General features: G+C 38.0%; 20 protein-coding genes. All 20 read right to left on the bottom strand.

Translation table 11 applies throughout. The features are described from left to right. Nucleotides 1–6: 6 nt before the first annotated feature. The 20 genes from UB51_RS18895 to UB51_RS18985 all read right to left on the bottom strand — a co-directional run bounded on the left by UB51_RS18895 (nucleotide 7) and on the right by UB51_RS18985 (nucleotide 22,299). Nucleotides 7–603 carry a TerD family protein gene (locus UB51_RS18895; RefSeq protein ID WP_144407037.1) on the bottom strand — a complete coding sequence of 199 codons (597 nt, stop codon included), beginning with the start codon at nucleotides 601–603 and terminating at the stop codon, nucleotides 7–9. A gap of 219 nt (nucleotides 604–822) precedes the next feature. Further along, entirely contained in the window at nucleotides 823–1,254 is a 432-nt protein-coding gene (locus tag UB51_RS18900) for a tellurite resistance TerB family protein (protein ID WP_044880292.1), read from the bottom strand. 297 nt (nucleotides 1,255–1,551) lie between these two features. Further along, entirely contained in the window at nucleotides 1,552–2,250 is a 699-nt protein-coding gene (locus UB51_RS18905; protein ID WP_324607723.1) for a copper homeostasis protein CutC, read from the bottom strand. A gap of 302 nt (nucleotides 2,251–2,552) precedes the next feature. Further along, complete coding sequence (locus UB51_RS27320) at nucleotides 2,553–2,723, bottom strand: NUDIX hydrolase N-terminal domain-containing protein (RefSeq protein WP_160297286.1); 171 nt, start codon at nucleotides 2,721–2,723, stop codon at nucleotides 2,553–2,555. A gap of 40 nt (nucleotides 2,724–2,763) precedes the next feature. Then, entirely contained in the window at nucleotides 2,764–3,417 is a 654-nt protein-coding gene (locus UB51_RS18910; protein ID WP_082063197.1) for a polysaccharide deacetylase family protein, read from the bottom strand. 62 nt (nucleotides 3,418–3,479) lie between these two features. Then, a complete protein-coding gene (locus tag UB51_RS18915; protein WP_044878626.1) occupies nucleotides 3,480–4,454 on the bottom strand; it encodes an MBL fold metallo-hydrolase in 975 nt (324 codons plus the stop codon). 41 nt (nucleotides 4,455–4,495) lie between these two features. After that, nucleotides 4,496–5,947, bottom strand: coding sequence for a CoA-acylating methylmalonate-semialdehyde dehydrogenase (locus UB51_RS18920; RefSeq protein WP_044878627.1), 1,452 nt, complete (start codon nucleotides 5,945–5,947; stop codon nucleotides 4,496–4,498). 30 nt (nucleotides 5,948–5,977) lie between these two features. Next, nucleotides 5,978–7,780 carry a hypothetical protein gene (locus UB51_RS18925; protein WP_044878628.1) on the bottom strand — a complete coding sequence of 601 codons (1,803 nt, stop codon included), beginning with the start codon at nucleotides 7,778–7,780 and terminating at the stop codon, nucleotides 5,978–5,980. Nucleotides 7,781–7,793: 13 nt separating this feature from the next. After that, on the bottom strand, nucleotides 7,794–8,792 hold the full coding sequence (locus tag UB51_RS18930) for a cysteine peptidase family C39 domain-containing protein (protein WP_044878629.1): 999 nt from the start codon (nucleotides 8,790–8,792) through the stop codon (nucleotides 7,794–7,796). A 34-nt stretch (nucleotides 8,793–8,826) separates the two neighbouring features. Continuing rightward, nucleotides 8,827–10,098, bottom strand: a complete 1,272-nt coding sequence (locus UB51_RS18935) for an MFS transporter (RefSeq protein ID WP_052676007.1) — start codon at nucleotides 10,096–10,098, stop codon at nucleotides 8,827–8,829. Nucleotides 10,099–10,114: 16 nt separating this feature from the next. Further along, entirely contained in the window at nucleotides 10,115–11,170 is a 1,056-nt protein-coding gene (locus tag UB51_RS18940) for a hypothetical protein (protein ID WP_199924948.1), read from the bottom strand. A 43-nt stretch (nucleotides 11,171–11,213) separates the two neighbouring features. Further along, nucleotides 11,214–12,458: an LL-diaminopimelate aminotransferase gene (locus tag UB51_RS18945; RefSeq protein WP_044878630.1), complete on the bottom strand. Its 1,245-nt coding sequence runs from the start codon at nucleotides 12,456–12,458 to the stop codon at nucleotides 11,214–11,216. 35 nt (nucleotides 12,459–12,493) lie between these two features. Continuing rightward, nucleotides 12,494–15,394 (bottom strand): AMP-binding protein, encoded by a 2,901-nt coding sequence (locus UB51_RS18950; RefSeq protein ID WP_044878631.1) that lies wholly within the window; start codon nucleotides 15,392–15,394, stop codon nucleotides 12,494–12,496. After that, nucleotides 15,387–16,133, bottom strand: coding sequence for a class II aldolase/adducin family protein (locus UB51_RS18955; RefSeq protein WP_234405472.1), 747 nt, complete (start codon nucleotides 16,131–16,133; stop codon nucleotides 15,387–15,389). Before UB51_RS18955 ends, UB51_RS18950 begins: the two co-directional genes overlap by 8 nt. 45 nt (nucleotides 16,134–16,178) lie before the next feature. Further along, the gene (locus UB51_RS18960) at nucleotides 16,179–16,436 is read right to left on the bottom strand and encodes an acyl carrier protein (RefSeq protein ID WP_044878632.1); all 258 of its coding nucleotides are present in this window, start codon (nucleotides 16,434–16,436) and stop codon (nucleotides 16,179–16,181) included. A gap of 5 nt (nucleotides 16,437–16,441) precedes the next feature. Then, complete coding sequence (locus UB51_RS18965; RefSeq protein WP_267884709.1) at nucleotides 16,442–17,722, bottom strand: cation:proton antiporter domain-containing protein; 1,281 nt, start codon at nucleotides 17,720–17,722, stop codon at nucleotides 16,442–16,444. 55 nt (nucleotides 17,723–17,777) lie between these two features. Further along, nucleotides 17,778–19,454, bottom strand: coding sequence for an NAD(P)/FAD-dependent oxidoreductase (locus UB51_RS18970; protein WP_044878633.1), 1,677 nt, complete (start codon nucleotides 19,452–19,454; stop codon nucleotides 17,778–17,780). Further along, nucleotides 19,451–19,708 carry an acyl carrier protein gene (locus UB51_RS18975; RefSeq protein WP_044878634.1) on the bottom strand — a complete coding sequence of 86 codons (258 nt, stop codon included), beginning with the start codon at nucleotides 19,706–19,708 and terminating at the stop codon, nucleotides 19,451–19,453. The genes UB51_RS18970 and UB51_RS18975 overlap by 4 nt, the downstream gene beginning before the upstream one ends. 29 nt (nucleotides 19,709–19,737) lie before the next feature. Then, on the bottom strand, nucleotides 19,738–20,700 hold the full coding sequence (locus tag UB51_RS18980; protein ID WP_044878635.1) for a hypothetical protein: 963 nt from the start codon (nucleotides 20,698–20,700) through the stop codon (nucleotides 19,738–19,740). 987 nt (nucleotides 20,701–21,687) lie between these two features. Further along, on the bottom strand, nucleotides 21,688–22,299 hold the full coding sequence (locus UB51_RS18985) for a GGDEF domain-containing protein (RefSeq protein WP_052676008.1): 612 nt from the start codon (nucleotides 22,297–22,299) through the stop codon (nucleotides 21,688–21,690). Nucleotides 22,300–22,304: the final 5 nt, after the last annotated feature.

A 22,304-nucleotide genomic window follows, 5' to 3' on the forward strand; every position in this document is an offset into this window, starting at 1 on the left:
TTTTAATTACTGATAACGTGCAGCCAGAATACTAATATGTGCTGCATGAGCACCTTCGCCAATCGCTTGGAATTTCCACTCGCCATTGTGACGATAGATTTCTCCAGTGATCAAAGCAGTCATTCCAGCGTAGCTGTCAGTAAGGTTGAACTTAACTAATTCTTGATTGTTTGCACTGTTTACTATACGGATAAATGCAGATTTGATCATGCCGAAATCTTGATTTCTTTGTTCAGCTTGATAAATATTAACGACAACAAGGATCTTTTCTACATCAGAAGGCACTTTTGAAAGTTCAATGGTGATTTGCTCGTCATCGCCATCGCCCCCCCCGGTAAGGTTGTCTCCAGAATGCTGAACAGAGCGACAGGCACTAGTAAGATTATGGAAGCAGACGAGGTTGCCATTCTTCGTCAATTTTCCGTTAGCATCTAGCAATAGTGCAGACGCATCACAGTCAATATTAGCATTTTTCTTTTTGCTTCCAAACCAACCTTTGGCTTCAGCTGGGTCCCAACCAAGGCCAACTACAAGCTTGGTAAGTCCTGCTGTACCTTTAGTTAGATCAATTTTTTGACCTTTTACGAGATTTATACTCATGATTTTTAGGTCACCTCCTCTTTTAGTAATATTTTGGATATAAACTAGTATATATTATGTAATCAACAAATTTTTCGACTTATCGACAACATTTTCCAACACTTTTATTAATACGGCATTTTCTTCCTGTCGTTTCAAAAAGGAGAATTTATTTTTTTATTTATAATTAAAGAAGACAGAAAACTTAGGACACTGATCTAAGCACCCTTTCTTTTGTACGAACTACAGGCTGAATTCGCTAGGATTCAGTCCAAGGGCATCACAAATTTCTCGAACAATCGCCTTTTCTTTATCATCGAAATCTCCATCGGCTGCGCCAATTGCGCTACATACACCCACAATCAGACGACCAACTTCCGGTTTACTACGGAATTTCGCAATCGTTTTGAGTGCCTCTTGTTTGCCAATGATAGCGTCAAACTCGATGTTACCAACGAAATGATTGAATCGGTTGATTACTTCGCCCATATCAAATACCTTTAATTCTTCGCTCCGACTCATGTAACCAGACATCTTTTGCTTCTCGCTGGAATCAATCGAACCGTCAGCTCCTGCAACAATTGCGCAACCCGCAACCACTGCATCCATGAAGTCTTTGTTCTTAAATTTTTTGACTTGATCAGTCAATCCTTGCTTTGAGTTTTTTAACCACATTGTAAATGACACTTGAGCAATCCTCCCGAAGGTAATTTATTTTATCAACATTATTAAACTATATTCGACAATTAAACTATATTCGACATTTAATACTATTTCCCTCTTTTAGAAGATTGTTCAAATTAAATAACAAAAAATAACAAGCCGATTCAACGACGAGTGTAGTCCACTGCAGTTCAAGAATGGCTTGGTAATTTAATGTTAATGGAAAACTTCCGTGATGAATCAGTCTTGGGGGCCCTTAATTCACTGAATCGATAGATATGTTGTTCTTCATGAGGTCAAACAAGGATGTCACCTCTTCCATTCATTAATAATTGTACGGATATGTTGTAGATACTCAGGGTTAATGGGCTTCAGCGGATCACCGTCTTGTCTTACGGCTGAGCCAAAATGAACACGACTTACACCCGATTGCCTAAGGAAAGATTCGAGCCCTTGTTCGGTTAAGCCGGCACCTGCCAGAATTGAAATCGATTGACCAGCGGTTAGACGAACAAGCTTCGCAAGCTGATCTGCGCCTTCCGGTGCAGTCTTACATCCTCCGGATGTTAGAATATCAGTAATTTCCGGATATTGTGAAAGAACATCTAGCGCTTCTGCCTGATTCCGAACCTCATCAAACGCCCGGTGGAAAGTAACCTTTATACCGTTTGCAGCATCCAAAAGAATCTTCAGATTCTCCTCATCTACAGTCCCATCATGCCTAAGCATCCCCATAACAAGGTCAAGTCCTCCTACCGAACCGATATGAACAATATCCCTTCTCATCGTCTCGATATCTTCTTCATCGTATTGGAATGATCTAGCATGAGGTCGTACCATAACCCTAACGGGAATGGATACTGCCTCTCGAACTTTCTCTATAAGAGCAAGACTGGGCGTTAAGCCGCCCTCACTTATGCCCGTTATCAATTCAATTCGATCAGCACCCCCGCGTTCAGCCATAATGGCATCCCCAACAGTCGTAGCAATAACTTCTAACAACATCATTAATTCGCCTCCTGATCATAATCATACCCCCTATCCATGCATACTCCAAATCTCCCGTTAAGGGCAGTTGCCTTTTGTAGAGGAGGCCAATTATATATAGTCTTAAAAGCCGATCTGAACGCAACCGACTTCCAGAGAATTCACAAATATCTGGAGAGAGATTATAAGATTAAAGTACAGCGATAGCGAACGAGAAAATAACAAAAGAAAAAGCCGAGTGAAATTCAGGAGTAAATACCTGATTCCCTCTCGGCTTGTTACTTTCTACGAAACGATTAATTCCATAGTTCTTTATCGTCTGATTACGCATGAATCTTCGAATGCTCTGAGTTTAAAATAGATGCCATCATTGCTTCTGAAACTTTTTTCATTTCCTGATATCTATGCTTATCGTGAATGTCATTCGTATAGTTTAACCCTGCTTGAGCATAACAAGATATAAGCTGCGCCCATTCAATAATATTCTCTTTCATATGATCTTCTCCATTCTGCATTTTTTAGGTTTGTACGAGTTTAACTAATTTCAGTCAGATCCTCTACAGCCCCTTGCTCGGTCCATGGTGCAAAATCACTTGAAAATGTACACCCTTTACTGTGAAGGAGCGGAATCAATTTTTCAATGCATTCTACCGTTTCAGTTCGATCGCCGCCGCCGTCATGAAAAAGCAGAATACTTCCGCGCTCCCACTTTTCCAAAACCAAATTGATCATATTGTCAACACCTGGAAGAGACCAATCAAAAATCTCCAACTCCTTGGACCACATGATGATTTGATATTCGAGCTCTGAGATATAGTGAACAACCTTCTCGTTAACTAATCCATAAGGCGGACGAAAAAGAGATGTTCCATCACCAATCACAGAACGAATAGCTGCCTCAGTCATTTCTATTTCTTCTTTGATCTTAGATTCATCGCATAAGACTAGAAAGGGATGTGTATAGGTATGGTTTCCTATGGCATGTCCTTCTGAATAAATCAATTTTACAAGTTCCGGATACTTTAATACCTTTTCTCCAATGAGAAAAAATGTGGCCTTCACACCATTCTCCCTTAGAATATCCAATATTTGAGGTGTATATAAAGGATCAGGTCCATCATCAAATGTTAAATATATTTTCTTTTCCATCGTTTCGACTTTATACAACATTTCTTTATCTAACATCATATAACCTCCTCATATAGTATTTCCCGAAGCAGTTAGACTTTGAGTTTAATGTTTACGCATAGTTACTTGATGACATACTTCCGAATAGATTGATATACGCCAGCCTCTTCGATTTTGCCGTCTGCTCTTAAGAATTCGATATAAGATAATATTTCGAACATTTTAAATTTTAATTGCTCAGAATTTAATGGCTTAAAAAGCATTTTTATACAAATTTCAAAAACAGACACTGGTTGTTCCATATACATGATCATATTCTCTACTCGATTTTGATATTGCTCAAGTATCTCAGATGCTCGTTCATTATACTTTTTAAATGCAATCATATGCCCTGGAAAAGCATGTTTCACTTGCATAGTCGAATGTCTTTGTAATGTTTTCATATAAGAGTCAAGCGGATTCAGATCGAAGCCAAGCGTGAAATTTAGATTAGGTAATATTTTAGGAATAATGTGATCACCACAGAAAATCGTTTGTTCATGTTCATTGTACAGACTAATGTGACCTTCAGCATGTCCTGACGTATCTAACACTTTATACTCTTCATTACCTAATCGTACGGCCTCACCTTCTTCCATACACCGAATTTCTGGGTGTGCTTGAACAGCATGAAAATAGGCCTCCAAATCAGTCTTATACGTTTCTAATAGAGAATGAGGTACGCCATTTTGGATAAATAATTCAAATAATTTTTCCTCATATGCAAAAGTAGGATCCCACAATTTTAAAGCCTGCTGGTAGCATTTTTCCGACATATAGATGGGAGCATTGGTCAGGTGCTGAAGTCTGGCAGCTAGGCCATAGTGGTCGATATGATGATGAGTAATAATAATTTTGTTAATGTTATGAAATCCGATTTGTAAATATTTCAATACGTCTTCCCAATGCTTTATTGTTTGAGAATTAGGCGTCCCAGTATCTATCAACGTGTATCCTTCATCACCCTTAATCAAATAGCAATTGACCCATTGTAGCAGACCTTGCATCGGCAATTTCACACGAATAATGTTATCCCTTTCAACCTTTACCATTTCCATTCAACATGTTTCCTCTCACAGCAAACCTATACCCTGTACATTTAATCAGTCGCTCTAAGTGTCACAACTTTTTTACGCGTATAAAACTCTACGCCATCCTTACCGTTAACATGAAGATCGCCATAGAAGGAATTCTTATACCCTGAGAATGGAAATATGCCCGTTGGTGCAGGTACACCGACATTAACACCAAGCATGCCTGCATCAATATCCTCTCGGAATTGTCGTACAGCTTTCAAATTATTGGTGAATATGCACGCTCCATTTGCGAATTTAGAAAGATTTGTGATGGCTATGGCTTCCTTTAGGTCCTTTACCTGAATCAAAGATAAAACGGGTGCGAAAATCTCATCTTGCCAAATCTTCATAGTCGGGTTGACCTCATCAAAAATGGTTGGTCCTAAAAAGTATCCACGCGTTGATGTTTCTTGATCCTTCCTACCATCGCGTAAAAGAACAGCCCCTTCATTTTCTCCCAAATTAATATACTTCAAAGCATTTTCCTTATTGCTTTTACGAATTAAAGGGCCTAGCGTGTGTTCTCGGGTTAACCCGTTACCCATTTTAATTTGATGAGCGGCATGTAATAATTTTTCTGTGAATTCCTCTTTAATATCACCTACTGTTATGACTACAGAACAAGCCATACATCTTTCTCCAGCCGACCCAAATGCAGCTTCAATAATATTTCTCACTGTTAAGTCGAGGTCTGCATCAGGCATAACAATGGAATGATTTTTAGCGCCAGCGAGTGCTTGCACTCTTTTCCCATATTGTGCTGCCACTTTATAGACATGCTGAGCCACTGGCTGTGATCCTACAAATGATACAGCCTTAATATCTTCATGCTCTAAAATACCGTTTACCACCTCATGTGCACCATGAACGATATTTAATACTCCACTTGGCAAACCTGCTTCAGCAAATAATACAGCCAATCGATTTGCAAGCAGTGGCGTTCGTTCGGATGGCTTTAATATAAACGTATTCCCACAAGCGATAGCTAGCGGAAACATCCAGCAGGGAACCATCATTGGAAAATTAAAAGGAGTTATACCGGCGACAACACCAAGAGGATAACGGAACAAGTTGGTTTCAATTCCTGTAGCAATGTCAGGTATCGTGTGTCCCATCATTAGGGTTGGTGCGCCAGCTGCAAATTCTACACTTTCAATTCCTCGTTGTACTTCCGCATACGCATCTTCGTAGATCTTCCCGTTTTCTGTTGTGATGATTTTTGCGAGAGACTCCCAATTATCTACCAAGAGCTGTTGATATTTAAATAATATTCTTGCTCTTTTCTGAACCGGTACGTGTTTCCACGTTTCAAAAGCCTCTTTGGCAGCTTGAACAGCCCTATTTACATCTTCACGCGTTGAAAAAGGTACTTGTGCAATAACTTCCTCTGTTGCGGGATTAAAGACGGATTCATGTTCGGATGTATGGGCTTCCACCCAAGCTCCACCAATAAAATTTTCAAGTAAAGTTGTCATAGATTTGCACCTCGATTGTTTATTAAATTTCTACTTCTTTGCAAACACATGATTGGTGCTTTTTACATATTGAATGAAATACATGGCTGGATCTTTGGGGCAATCTTGACCATGGATATCGATATGATCCAGAGGTGTTCCCAAAGTCGGAATCATGATTCTATCACCGGTTCTAAACACGATTCTTTCTACAGATGATACTTGGTCATTCCAATGATCATCATGTAATACGAGATCATCATTAATATAGATTTCAAATTTTCTTTCTTCGAAATCAACACAAACGGAACAGCGATACCAACATTCGAGTTGATACGGAATGAGCGCAATCCATTCGGCGGCTTGTTTCAATTTAATAAGCCCATCATTATCCCAGCCTAAACTAAAGAGAATGTTTCCTTTACCATCTACAATCTCAACAATGAATCTCTCTTGTTGTGTTTGTTGGACCAAGAGCGAAAAGTGGATATCTACTTTTATGCTTTCAGGGAAAACTCTTTCAGCTTTCGCATAATCAAATGGGTCTTGGTTTTGGATGAGTAAACAAGGGCGATGTCGATTGAACGTATGAGTAATCTCTACCTTTGACCATTTGGGTTTATATATATTCCAGCTTGGAAGTTCTTCCCCCGGTTCATAATCGGCAAAATTATCGTCCACAGGAGAGTCTTCTTGATGTCGAATAGGAACTGGGATTTTCGTGATCCAAATGTCTTCTTTGTTTACACTATATACAATCCAAATTGCGTCATGGGATGGCAAGCCGTTTCCTTCGGCAATGCCTCTTACATAATTCAATCCATAAAACTTATAAAAACCTTCGTACCGTCGGGGTGGTACTTCACCACTTACGAGATAGGGTCCATCAAATTGCATGCCATCTTCACTTAAAGCCAAAGCTAATGGCCAGCGGTAACTATTATGTGGACTAGGATTGTAGACTAAAGCATATTTCTCATCCGATATTGTCTTCTGAGCCCAAATTTTACTTCCAGCCGTTTCGAGATTTTGGATTTCTTTTACTTCCGACCAATTTTCCCCATTATCCTCGCTTGTCGCGAATTTACCGTATTTCCAAACAGCTACTACTTTCTCTTCTGTGATGTGATAATAGCTCATTGCTTTATAGCCAGGCACTTTGTAAAATCCGTCATTGCTTTGATCTTCCTCCCACCATTGCTGCGTAGCTAGTTTATCGGACAATAGATGGTTGCATGAATCAATAAATCCCTTATCACTTGATTCGGTATAATATGGAAAGTTTGTAGTTTGTTCACTCCAACCCGCATGGCGATTAAAGCGAATAAAATAAATGGGGCCCATTTCACCATTTTTATGTATTTCACGAACAACTCGTCCTATCCCTAATCCATCATTGGGCATTATGTTTACAGTGGGGCTTATGCCATAAAAACCTAAGGTTAATAATCTTCCATTTGGTGCAACGTAAAACCCCATTCTTTGGTGCATAACCGCGTAACTTTCATCTGGAAGTGTGATGCCATCTTCCCGTTTATATATGCCCGGAGGAATCAGGTAGGATGGAAACGCAATTTGAGGAGACTCCCAATTCACCCCTTCTCCTGAAGTCGTTATCATTGTTCGGCTTGGAGATATATTCTCGCCAATCGGATTACTAATGTATTGCAGGTAAAACCTTTCCTGCCAAAAGGCTAGCATCGGTGCATTGCTAAAAGTCCAGCCTGCCCCTCCTTCAATATCAGGCAACAAACGAGAAACTCGTACAGCCTGATAGTGCTTTGTTCCAATAATAGGACGAAGCTCTCCATGATGGCATTCTAAATTAACTTGCTCATTACCGATGTATTGCATCAATCTCCCCTCCTTAAACCATGACAATCATTTTAGACTTCTGGATAAATTGCTCCCAGAATTGTCTTTCTTCACTTAATAACCGAGTACTTATTTGAATCAACTGATCACGATTGAATCTCCTTTTGGACGAAAATTTTGCTTTAATCAGCACATTCTTGGCCTGAAACCATCCAATAGACATATCCGTTAATTGTTGATCTAATTGCATGAACGTATCCGAATCAATATGATGTAGATCAGCTAACTGTTTCAACAAAAATCGATTACCATGTTGCCGACTTTCAATGATATTAATTCCCATAAGCCCATTGGTGATATAGGCATCGAAGTTCTCCACATCTGTCCCTATATCCCATAAATCATCAATCTTCAATTCACTTATTTCCTGTACAATTCTCTCGGCGTTCCCCTTAACTTGTAAGAAGGAAAGTTCACACTGCGCAATCTCTTTTTTTAATTCTAGAGTGTAACAAGGGGGTTCTTGATAATTAGGGTCCAACATATATTCAGAGTTTAAAAATGCCTGCTCCAATCTCTCTTTAGGAATCTCGAATTCACGAAATCCATTGATGTCATCATCTAGCACATAGTAAACTGATTTATCTGAATCGTACCCGGTTATTAACGAATAGTGATACCAATGATATTGTTTCCAAGCCAAACTATTAGGAATCCAATAATATAAATCGACATTCAGTACAGGATACTGCCCGTTCTTGATCATATCCTCAAGCTCTTCCGTAAACTGATTAACATCTTTAAAATAATAGGGTTCCCTTTTATCTATGACATTGGACAAAACACGGTTCTGATATTTCAAGGGATGTTCTATCATCAAATACGCATAGTTAGAATCTTTTTCCACTAAACACTTTCGGTATTCATAATCATTCAAACATGCAACACTTTTATAACTTGGCTCTAACGTCGATGCTATTGAATAGAGCGTATTCGAGACACAGTTCATCCAAAAATCATTAAAAGGGACAACATGATTTTGATATAACATCGTCGTTCTCCTTTCGACCTTATACTATGATCCTTTAAGTTGCAGATATCGGCTGTTCTATTGTTGGGTGAGTTTGATTTTTTTTGTTTTTTGAAATTTGATAAACCCAATAATATCCAACGCAAGATGCAGTAGTTAAAATAATATTTAACATAATGATGACACTATAGCTGTTAAACGCATCGAAAGTAATTCCACCTACAGATGCCCCTAAGATAGACCCCAATTGATGAAAAATCAGCAGAATGGCAATCTGTTTGCCTGTCCCTTTGAGAGCCTCTCCGGCGACCAACATTCCTCCAGGTATGGCACCTAGGAAGCTTCCACCAAACAAAAAGGCAAATATAATTGGATTGATTCCTACAGTAAAGAAGAGAAATCCAAAAGCGATTATTCGAATACCATATATTATTGATAAAATAAGTGTTCTTGGATATCTATCAAGCAGATAACCGAAAACAAATGCCCCTGATAGTTCAAGTATGCCAAGTACAGTTAAGGTAACGGTCTGTACCGCCTGATGAACATGAGAATGTTGTTGCATCGCCATAAAGTGCATGTCTGTTGTTCCCATGTTAAATCCACAAGTAAAGAGAGCTAGCATTACGACTAAAAGTGCCGGATTTTTAAAACTTATAAAGACAAACTGAACTCTTTGTTTAAAGGATAACTTTTCAGCTTGTTCTTCATTTTCCTCTTCCAGAACTTCGTCTACACGCCCTTTATCTTTATCTCTTACAAGCAATAAAGTTAATGGAATCATTACAGATCCAAATATTAAAGAAAACCAAAATGCCGACTCCCAAGTAAGTTTTCCCTCACTCCAGATAAAGATCGGACTCATGATGGCAAGCCCTAATGGAACAGCACTGCTAATGATCGTCATTGCCTTTGCCCGATGATGTTTAAACCAGTTAAATACCAAGACATAAGCTGTTGTAGATGAGATGCCTGTTAGGCCTAGTACTAACCCAAAGCCGACAATGAATGCAGTAGAACTATTAAATATAACAATAATTGCTGCCCCTGCAATCATGAAGAACGTACTAATTGACATAACGATCTTAGGGCCATACCTATCGGTCAACCAACCTCCGAATGATGTACAGAGCAAGACGACAATCATATTAAGCGACCATGTAAATGAAATAAAACTATGGCTTACGTTCAATTGCTCCGAAATATCATTCTGATAATAAGACAATACAAACCGAGTCGCTGCTCCTACAAAACCAAACATCCATAAAAACATAACCAACATCCAGGCATATTTCTTTTCTTTAAACCATAATCCTACATGACTCACAAATATGACCCTCCCACTATATTTTAATGTTTTCTACTTTTTGATTGGGGAACTCTTGCAAGGTGGGAATGATGTGTACAAATTCTTTCATCATATCTAGCCACATCGTTAACATTTCTCTTTCCTTGGAAACCATCTGATGCAAACTTTGTTTAATTTGATGAATTAATTTATCGTTTTGAACGATTTCGTATTTTAATATCTTGCTTCTCAAACCATAAACTTCAGTTTCGATTTGTTTACATTGCTCCCAAATTGCAGTTGAACCATCCGCACTCAGCATTTGGTGTGAACTCATATAATCAAGTCGCATAAGCATCATTTTCTTGTGTTCCCATAAAATATGAAGATAGGCAATGTTCGTAACTAAAGCACCTTCCTTCATATGCATACAATTCAATGACTCAATTAAACTTGAATACACATTCAAACCATAGGTTAGATGTATTGAAGAGCTGATTCGTTTATGTCTAGGGCTACTACTAGATTGCAAATAATCTTCAGTTAATTGAATCACATGACTCAGATCAAACTCATGCCTAACTCCACTCTTTTGTTTCAGCAAATAAAATTCTTTATTCTGAGCATGAATGATGCCGTTCGTCACTTCATCAAACTTGACTGTAGAGTAAGCAAACAATCGACTTTTATTAAAACCGAGTATGTAGAAAACACGTTCGGTTAGGTTGTAACCATAAATCAGTATTTCTTGTGTGACATGCTTCTTTCCTGTAAATGGATTATCTGAAACCTCATATTTATCTACATAAGTGTATACATAGCGATTTTGTACGATCGCTTCTATGATTTGTTGCTCTACATCGTTGGCTTTGATGATTGTATTCTCAACATCAAGTACCTCATCAAAACAATATGGATGGTCTGCATCAAAAAACCTGAGCTCAGCAATTCCTTGTTCCTGCACATCATTGAAGGCTTGCAACTGAATAAAATTACTGACAAACCATGGGTAATATTCATCGCCAGTAGCGAGAATACATAATGGAAATGCGTAATACATTCTTCCATGAATGAGCGGTATTTGAATCGGCAATTGTTTTTCTAAGTTCATCTGACGTTCACTCCTCTCACCCTGTATTCTATTTAGATCGGATTCACCAAACACAACGAATGTCTTGCAATCTTACTTGTAATTCCTGCATGATCTTCTTTTCTTCATCTTCGGTATCCGCTTCAAATGTAACCGAAAACCGTACATATGAGCCCGAATCATCCCAAGGCACAGTAGAAATTAGCTTCTCCATAATTAAAAATTCTGAAAATTCCTCTGCCGATGAGAAGCTTCTTCCATTTTCGATTCCTTTTGGTATTTGAATGTATAAGTAAAAAGATGCCTTTGGTTTTTGCACATCAAAACCAACTTGTTTCAATACATCTACTAGCATGTCGTGTCTTCTAGAATATTTCTCAGCCGTTTTTAACGTAATTTCAGGATGATTTAAACAGTAAATCCCTGCCTTTTGTATGGCTAGAAATTGGCCGGAATCATGATTATCTTTCACATAGGCAAAGGCTTTGACGATCAATTCGTTACCTGCTACGAAACCCAATCGCCATCCTGTCATATTATAAGCTTTGGATAAGGAGTGAATGCTAACACCGACCTCCTTAGCCCCCGGAACAGATAGAAAAGATAACGGCTGCTCTCCGTCAAATGTAAGTGCGCCATATGCTTCATCAGAAACAACAATAATTTCATATTTTTTGCAAAATTGTACAACTTCTTCATAAAACTTTCTAGTTGCAACAGCACCTGTTGGATTGTTAGGGTAGTTGATATAGAGAAGTTTCGCCTTATTTTTAACTTCCTCAGACAAGGCGTTCAAATCTGGTAAATAGTCGTTTTCTTTTAATAATGGAAGATGAACAACTTCTCCACCGAACCATTTCGTATGCGTGCCAAGGACAGGATATCCGGGTACAGTCATCAAAGTAATATCTCCAGGGTTAATAAATACTGCTGGCAATTGAGCTAGTGCGGTTTTCGACCCAATGCAATGATTAATTTCTGTAAGAGGATTCAGTTCTTTCACACCATATACACGTTCCAAATAATGTCCAGCAGCTATTTTAAATTCGACTGAACCATTATCAGAATAATAACGATTTTCCTTTTTGCTGGCTTCGTTTGTAAGCACTTGAATCACTTCATCTTCTGCCATCCAATCGGGTTCTCCTAGTCCCATATCAATGATAGGGACTCCTGGTTTTTCAAGTATGGCTTTTTCTCTAGCCCTTTTTATTTTCTCAAATTTGTAGACTACATTTTCTTTCCCAAATCGGTCACCACCAATTCGGTTCGCAAAAGATTTTTGTATATGATTATCAACTATCAACATCTTCAGCACCTCCTGATTTTGAAAGGTCATTATTTTTAATTGGATACCGTTAATGTATTAATCAATTCTTGCCGTTTAATTTTGCCGACCCCACTTCGCGGTATTTGCAGCACTTTAATGAATTTTTGAGGCAATTTAAACGGAGCCAAATGCAATTGGCAATGTGCAATGATTTGATCCTGGCTCACATCAGATTCGGATACAATGAATGCGATAGGATACTCTGTCGTTTTCCGTTCATTCATCATTCCAACAACGGCAACATCGCGAATTCCCTTTAGTTTCATCAAGACATTCTCAACTTCAAGCGGGTCTACTTTTTTGCCCGCTACATTAATCATTTCGGATGTCCGTCCGTTAATATATAAATAATTATTCTTTAAGAAACCTCTGTCTGTTGTCTGATAATAGCCATCGGGAGAGACTACAAACGGAAAAGTAGCTTTATAATATCCTTTGGCCATAGAAGATGATCTAACTTGAATAAGACCTGACTCTTCATTGGGTAATGAAGCTCCTTCTTCATCCACAATTCGGATATCGACCCCAGGAACTGGCAATCCTAAAGAATGTTCTTGTGAACCGTCGTTAAATGTAACCGGTCCTGCCTCTACAATACCGTAGTAATCGCATATTTCTATTCCCACTTTATTATAGAAATCTTGCCTAACTGTATGATGTAAAGGAGCAGCTGATGACAGACATATCCGTAAAGTATGATTATTCTCACAAAATTTCGATTGATTTAATAGGTCATATGCCACAGGAAATGCTACAAGAATCGTAATCTTCTCATTTACTACTGTATTCCAAATCGATTTCGGTGTAATTTGCCTGTGAATGTAAAGCGTTGCACCAGAAACAAATACTGCAAGCAATGAAGTGTTAAAGGCCAAACCATTGTGAAATAGCGCTGTACATAACACTCTATCCTCCGAAGTGATGTTTGAAGCCTTCGCCCAGTTGACGCCCGCATTTATAACAGCGTCATGAGTAAACATAAGACACTTTGGTCGCCCTGTCGTTCCAGAAGAAAATCTACAAGTAGCTACATTTGCAAAAGAATCTTCTTGAAAAGAGTCAAATTGCTCCTCTCTTAATTCAACCTGGACTTCTCCGTTCTCATTTAATGTTAGAATGGAGCCAATATCGTAATACGAGCATAACGAATCAATTTCATCTTGAGTAAACGTATGGTCGATAAGCATTGGAATATATCCTTCAAGCAGCAATCCATAATAAACGAATAAATAATTAGAACAATTTTTCATACTGATGCCTACCGGATATTTTTTAGGAATTCTCTGCTTTAACCATGATGAACTTAACACGACTTGGTTCCAAAATTCTGAATATGTGTAAACTTTCCCCTCACTTTGAATGGCTACTTTTTCACCAAATTCTTCAACTGCCTTATGCAATTTGTCAATAATCCATTGATATTGTGGCGCTTTATCCATGTTTATCTCCATATCATTTTGGGGTTTATTTAAGTAATGTCGATCCCTTTTAACTTTAAATGCAGAATGCAAATCATCTTTGCCAAGCGTCCCCGAATATACAATCTCCATTTGTTCGTCTAACTGTAGTAACGTCTTGACATCATCATCATAATATCCACCAATTGCGGAATAACCCAATTTCAACTCATGCGACTTCAGATAAATCATTTGACCCAAAATACCTACATCTATCAATTTTTGTTGATAAGTGTAAAAGTTTTTTTCAGTAATTTGAGAATGATCTACGGCAAAGAAAAAGAGAACGGAAGCATCATGCACTAGCTCTTGTCCCAAACATAATTCTGCTGATTTACTTCTATAGTCACCCGCTTTGATCATCTTTAATTGTCCATTGAGCTCGTATAGACCAGGTATCATGCCTTCGACAGAATGTATGATGCAATAGGTCCGAATCGGCATGTTCAATCCATTAATGAATTCCATAAGTTTAATCAAATCATGCCGAGGGATTTCAACTGGCAAATAGGAGGAACTAGATCGACGTTCAATGATCAGCCGTAGCATCTCGTTATAATCATTCCATTCTGCTGGAAGATTATATTGTGTTCTCCACTGTTCCGTTGGTTCAGCTAAAGAACTTTTTACGTTTTCTCGAAATTTATTAATAGGGGTCCAATCGAACAAAGCAGAATCGGAATCAACTGAAGTCACACATCTGTTTAAATTTTGACTTTTTCTATCATACAGATTTTCGATCACTTGATTACCAATGGCAAAGCTACTTTGCTGAACTGCGATAATACTTACAGGATCTTCATCTCTATCAATATTTAATAGAGTTTTGAGATGCTGTGATTTAAAAGCTGTGTATGTTGAGAAATGAAAACCCATTGAGTTCAGCACGGATTGGTAATTCGCGATAACGTGACCTGCGTCAATCAGAGTGAAGCGATATCCCCGATGGGAATATTTCCAACAACTTCTCCAAGGGATCGTGGAAATAACGATATAGAAACTTGCATCTAAGTCATCCGGGAGAATGGTTCCTTCTAGTAAAAAAAGTGCGTCTGAGCATGATATTTTGTGTAATGAAGTATTCAAGGCAGAATAATGATATACGCCTGGTTCTACCCCATCTAACGAACGTACTATGACATATGCCTCAACTGGATAGCATGCTCCAGCCGAGGGAAATGACCACAGCATCTCCGATTGGTATCCATAAAACTTTACAGAGGTAACACCAAAAGATGTCAGTAGTATTCTTTCTAAAATACTAAGCCCTGTTTTGGGAATGATACTATCATCCGTTGAATTAAACACCGATGTTTTCAAACGAGAATAAGGTCCCTCATAGATTTTATGACGTTGAGGGCGAGGTGAATTATTAAATTTGGTTCCAACATACTCTCTACCCTTTAGGTTCCTAAATATAGATAATTCCTCGACAGGTCCATTCATCTTGTTAACCATTTGTTTCGCCTCCAGTCACAAATGGTTCATTTGTACCGAACTGCCTATCTGCTTTTCTACACCAGTAAGCCCAATACTCTCGAATGGCTGTTGAGCCATAAATAATTTTACTCTTCATTTTAATTTCATGACCTTCTGTCCAAGAATAAGGAACACCGGTTGATTCAGCTATAAGCTGCATCCTGCATGCATTCTCTAGTACAGTTGCCCAACAAACGGTCTCTGGAATTGATTTCCCAACTGAGACGATACCGTGATTTTTAAGAAGCATCGTATTGCTACTTCCAAGAGCTTGCGCTACTTCAGCAGCAATATTCGGATTTGTCACTGTATTAGTAGTCAATGTGAATCGTGCCGTGTTCATGATCGGTGTAGCATCATGAGTAATGGGTCGAAGATCTAAACTAGTAGCACTGAAAATCATAGAGTAAGGAGGATGCGAATGTATGATGCAATTCACATCATTTCTAGCACGGTAGATTTCTGTATGTAAGGGCCATTCAGAAGGAATCGGCCCCTCCCCTTCCAAGCGATTTCCATCGTAGTCAATCTGAATGAAATCTTGTTCTGTCGTTTCTTCCCATCCTAAGAAACCTTTCCGAATCCATATACTTTCTGAATCCTTATCTCTATAGGAGATTTGACCATTATTTATGTCATTGTGATTTTCCATGTATAATATTTTTGAAGCGTAAGTCATTTCACGGATGTAATCTTTAGTCATAACTGTTTCCATCATTGTTCCCTCCTTATTTAAATGGCACAAGTGATTATGCACTACCCGTTATACAGACGCTTTCTCAAATTCCTTTTCTATAAATTGACATAAACTTGAAATGGAATTTAGAACTTCCGGACTTATTTTCTCCACATCAATTTCAATGTCATATTCTTCTTCCAGTAATACTATTATCTTGATTTGAGCCAATGAATCTAATCCAAGTTGATGAATATTATCACCGACTCTTTCAACGTCTTCGATCGTTAAGTTCCCGTCAGTTGCCTCTACGATAGACGCTTTAATCTTAGTAATCAGTTCCATTCTTCTCACCCCTTTATTAGATTTTTATTGGCTATCCTGCCCTCTTCCTTAGTTCCTTTTCCCATAGATAAATTATAAATTGGCTTTGCTAGAGCCGTGGTTATAAAGGCCATTAGAACGAGTAAGGAATACAATTCTTGCGAAATGATTCCATTAGCATAGCCGATGTTGACGACAATAAGCTCCATCAACCCTTTGGCATTCATCAATCCTCCAACTGCCGAAGATTCTCTCCAGCTAAATCCCAGACTCCTCATATAAAGCGTGCATCCGCCATACTTTCCTAGAAATGATGCGAATAGAATGTAGAGAAAAGGATATAACATTTCAATACTGTTCAGACCCAGCAAGTTGGTGTTCAAACCAGAGACTACAAAAAATATAGGCAAAAAGAAGACAATGATAAAATCTTTTAATTTAGCTTCAATTTCAGTTTGAAACTTTTCTGTTTTAGGCATCACCATTCCCAAGACAAAACACCCAAATACCGCACTAATGCCAATAGTTTCGGTAATCGCCCCCGTAAGTAGGGTTAATATCAACACCAATACTAAACTAGCATTGGTTAAAGTTGCTTCCTTCTCCACCTTATCGCCTAATCGCTGCATAAGTGGCTTTACCATATAAACCACTACAAGGATAAATATGATGCCAAAGATAATTGGAGAAAGTGCAGATAGAAGACTGTGAGAATTTACAATAGCTAATACGATAGCGAGAAAACTCCAGGCGACAGCATCGTCAATGCTACCTGCTGTTAAAGAAAGAGGTCCTAGTTTAGATCTCATCAAACCTTCCTCTTGAAGAATTCGCGCAAGCATCGGTATGGAGGTAATCGCTAGTGCAACACCCATAAATAGCATAAAGGCGAATGAAGATATATGACCATAAGAGAACTTACTGTACAGAAATAATGAGATGGCACCACCCAATATAAAAGGAGGAACGATGCCGGATACCGCTAACATTCCCGCTTCTTTAAATGATCTCTTGGTGATTGCTTTCATTTCCATACCAATTAACAACATAAATATAAACAATCCCAAATTGCTTAATACATATAAGATGCTTTTTACATCCGCGTTAAAGATCCCACTGCTGAGTTCAGGGAAAAAGTAACTAAAGCAAGTGGGCCCAAGAAATATACCTGCAAGCATTTCACCAACAACAGCCGGTTGCTTGAAATATATTGCCACCCTCATAAAAATTCGAGCTGTAACCAAAATGATGACTAGGGCTATAATCACGCTAATAAGAAGGTTAACATTACTATTAATAACAATCACAGCCCTTTTCAATAAGGAATATGGAAATATAGGAATATGGAATTATCATTTTTATTTACTCAAGTTCAGCGGCTACTTCTTTATTTCCTGATAAAAAGGATCCGTCAAAATCAAAATATAATTTCCTGATTTTTTCCGGCGCATTTTGTGCACCCCACGTTACAATGTCATACAAAGCTATCAAATTCATTTTTCCGATATAGTGCCTGTCTGGATTCGTCAGATCGTATTGTTCCGGAAGAAAATCTAGTTCGCTATAATAACCATAAATTCGCTTGACAGCTTCATCTATTGGCAAATGATTATCTCGAACCTCTTCCACCGTAGAAGCAACCTTTTCAAACAACGGTTGGAATTCATCTAAATCGACACACAGCGAACCGATATAGGGAGCTTTCTCAATAGCTAATAGATGTTCAATATTATTTTCCTTATAATATTTTGATAATATTTGAGTAAATCTTAACGATGTAAAAGCTTGTCCTAAAGCCCAAATTCGGTACCAAGCATTCCAAAGGTCAAAGTCCTTAAAAGCAGCATACGAGCAAGCAACCAAGCGATCGTTTGTATCATACGAGTTCTGGATAATCTCAGCTACGGGCTCAAAGCGTTCCTTATAAAAATGATCTTCATTTACGGAATCAATCAATCTTTGTGCTAATGAATTGATTGTTTCAGTCGTAATCGCAAGCCCTCGTGAGAATAGCGGGTCGATAAACGCAGATGCATGTGCCAATAAACAGAACCGATCTCCTACGACTTCTGAGGCTGAATACTGTAGCCTATTTGAGCTAATCCATTCCCGTACTGGCTTTGCATCCTCAAATTGTTTAGCTACTTCAGGAAATCTACTTAGAAATTCACTGAACTCCTGTTCAGGTTCCTTATCTGTTTTAGGTGGGGTTTTAGTAAGATCGAACTGTAAGCCAACGCTGCATAATTTGCTTGTTGAATTTTCGGTGTTATCAAAAGGAATAACCCATAACCATCCACCGTCAAAAATATGGTGGAGTGTTCCATTATGAAGTGGGCTTGGGAGATTATGCTCACTCTTCTTACAAATTTCATCGTATGGTTTAACGCCGATCATATGTGTAAATATCGATCGGGTATTCGTCTTCATCCGAGTAGGTTCCTCACGCAATCCTAAACGTTTAGACAATACAGAATTGACTCCGCTCGCATCAACGATAAATTTAGCATGAAACTCATCGTTTACTGACGTTTTGATCCATGCCCCCTCATCATTAATATCAATGTCGGTGATGAACGTTTTCTGCTTGATATCCGCACCGTATTTAATCGCGACCGCCATCATGTAAGCATCCGTATCTTGACGCATTAAATGCGCCTCGGGTCCGTATGGAATATTGGGAACAGGTAGTTGTGTTGTCTCATTCGGATTTTGAGCCTGTCCTTCACGATGATAAATGAACGAAAAGTTACGCTTAATACCGCTATTGGAAGTAATATTTTTTTGAATAAATGGCAGTGTACTACAGTGCATAATTTCAGGCACATCATAACGTTCTGCCATGATACGCATCATAAATGAAGTTGCAGGAATCATCGACTCGCCAATGACAAATCTAGGATGTGTACCCGAATCAACAACTAGCACTTTGACATTTTGCCTTGCGAGAATAGCCGCTAAAATCGTCCCTGCGATACCTGCACCAATAATAATCACATCGTAATTGTTTTTACTTTCATTGTTATGGACCGTGTTCATTCAACCACCCCTTCAAGTTTTACTGAACTTTCACTAACGAAATCAACCATATGTTGAATGGTCTTAATATTGTAGAATTCTACGCTGTCTTCATCGATTTCTAATTGATGGAGATTAATAATGTCGACCATCGACTTTACTAATGTCAACGAGTTTAGGCCCATTTGGGTCATATCATCATGAACTCCAATATCGTCAACCTGAATATCTGCTTGGATTAATATTTCTCTAATTTTTGCTTCAATCGGATTCAATTTATCCAACTCCTTCTATTAATGATTTCTTAATGATTAACAGTTACAAGCAAATCCTTCTTTAAAGTTTCAATAATACGAGGTTCGAGCTCCAGCAACTTAGAACAGCACTCCGAAATTTTCAAAACACTAATTTTTCCAAAAATTTTATAATTAGTAATAAGTTTTCTAATTCTGTCGTTCAGTTCGACACTTTCCTCAAGAAGGATTTTCGCTTCCGTTTGATAATCCATCACATTCAGATAGCGATTGAACAACATTCTGGAACTAGATAAAAAGAAGAAGGCATTCAGATATGATTCTAAAGTCTCCTCAACCTGAGAAAAATCTGAACTATTCTCAGTAAGAAATTGGATTGCTTTTTGATATATACTAAAATCATCTTCAAAATCGTTAAGCCACAATTTGAATTTGTCCTCTATCCCTTTCACATCCGGATTTTGAACCCGATCAAGATCAATATCAAAATAAATTACCGTTTTTACGAATGGTTCACTAGGGTTATCGTCAAAGCTATTCCGGACGACCTCATCCGTGTAGTAATTATAAAAATCAGGCTGTGCATGATCTTGAATAAACCACTTTTTCTCATCCTTCTCATTCAATTCAGTGACAAACATACAATGGGCTTCATGTTTTTGCATATAGGTACTCACACGATGCTTGTAATAATATCCATTAATAAAAAGGAGTGCTATATCTCCTTTATTTAACTGTTCAACAATAATCGGCTCAGCTTCTTTAAAAGAATCAACTCGTATTTTATGAATTTGCAACCCAACAAAGTGAATATCCTCGATCATAGGTCTCTTGGTATAAAATTTCCATCTATCCGATTGATTCACAATAAAATGTTCATAAATACTCTGGGAATGTTCAAAGGCACTATGACATAAATACTCGACTGGAACGCCTATACTTTTCCAATAACTTACATAATGCCCCTCCGCACAATTATAAAAATCCTCATCATAACGTGGAATTTTACGCATATTTTTCCTATCTCCTTTTCAAATAATATTATTAAAGTGTCACCAATCCCAATACCTTTTGAAGCGATCAGCTAAAACGTTCACCGTAAAAAGGACACATACAACTGTGCAGACAAATTTGAGTTATGCTCACCCCGCATTCGTAAAGGTTGGTTTTATCCCTGAGTTCTTGAACAAAAGTAGACTGACCTAGAGCATTGGATTGTATCCATCTAAACAGGGTAATGTCTTTGTAAACACCAGGGATAAGCATCTTCCCAGCGATGATGATCACTCAAAATACTTTACTTATTCACAATGGATGTCATGATGAGATGGAGGTCTTTACGAAGATGGAGGACTGTACGAAGATAGAGAGGAATTTCCCTCCAATTACTGATAGACTTGTTTGGGTACTTCTGTTACTCTTTTACTCTGAATTTCATTTCTAAATTACATAAAAGCGCAAAAATTAATGTCAACTTTTACTTTAATAGCAATTAAATAATAATACATGTATTTTTTGGACTATTTTCATTGTAATTGCAAAATACCTAAATGGATAGAGTGTTATTTTGTCTTATTTTGTGTTATTTTATTGGATATTGTCGAATATTTGCTAAAAATCCATTTATCATGATATGGATTAACTTAAAATGATAAGATCAGAAGGTGGAATACGAACTTAGTGAATATGGAAATAGTTTAGAAAGCATTTCCATATTCGCTATATAATTGGGGAGAACAACATATGATTAGAGAATAAGGTGATAAATTTGTTGTTTTAGAGGAGAACCTATTAAATAAATAAAAGAGGTCACACTGAGCTGAGCAATCAGTAGAGCAGATATAGTAAGCGTAACATCAGGATAAGCAAGGACAATGCCTCAACTTGTCAATGATTGCATTCTTCTCTCTTCTATGTAATACACTTATTTTTCCAGAAAAAAAACCTCTTAAGATATACGATATCTCATGAGGTGATTTCTATCCAACAGTTGTCACAGTTCACAGATTTGCTGATCGCTTGCTCACAACCCATGAAGAAACTTTGTAATACCTGCGCCTATCTTCATTAAACACAATATAACGATTCTTTCCCAACCTTTTGGCATGGTACATAGCGCTATCTGCTTCTCCCAGCAATTTGGAACGCGTAGCTTTGCTTCCTTGGCCTATACTAATCCCAATGCTCCCTGATATCGTTAAGCTCTGTCTTTTAATAACCACGGGCTGTCTGAATTTCTCTAAAATGTGTGATGCCAACAACTCTGCCTTTTGGAGATTAGCATTCGCCATAATGATGACAAATTCATCTCCACCTATTCGAAATACCTGTCCGTCATGACTAGTAGCTTGACGAAGACGCAAACCCACTTCTTTCAAGAGTTGATCGCCTGTCTGATGTCCGAACGTATCATTAATATATTTAAAATGGTCTAAATCAAGAAATAGAACTGCTAAATGCCCTTTTCCAGAACATTGGTTCCAGAAACGATCCATTCCATTGCGGTTGATTGACCCCGTCACAACATCAATATACGCTAGCCTTTTCAATTTGGCCCTTTCTATAAACATGATTAAAATAATAATTAAACTTATCAAAATCACTACTAACATAAAGA

The organism is Paenibacillus sp. IHBB 10380 (assembly GCF_000949425.1).
GTDB lineage: Bacteria > Bacillota > Bacilli > Paenibacillales > Paenibacillaceae > Paenibacillus_AQ.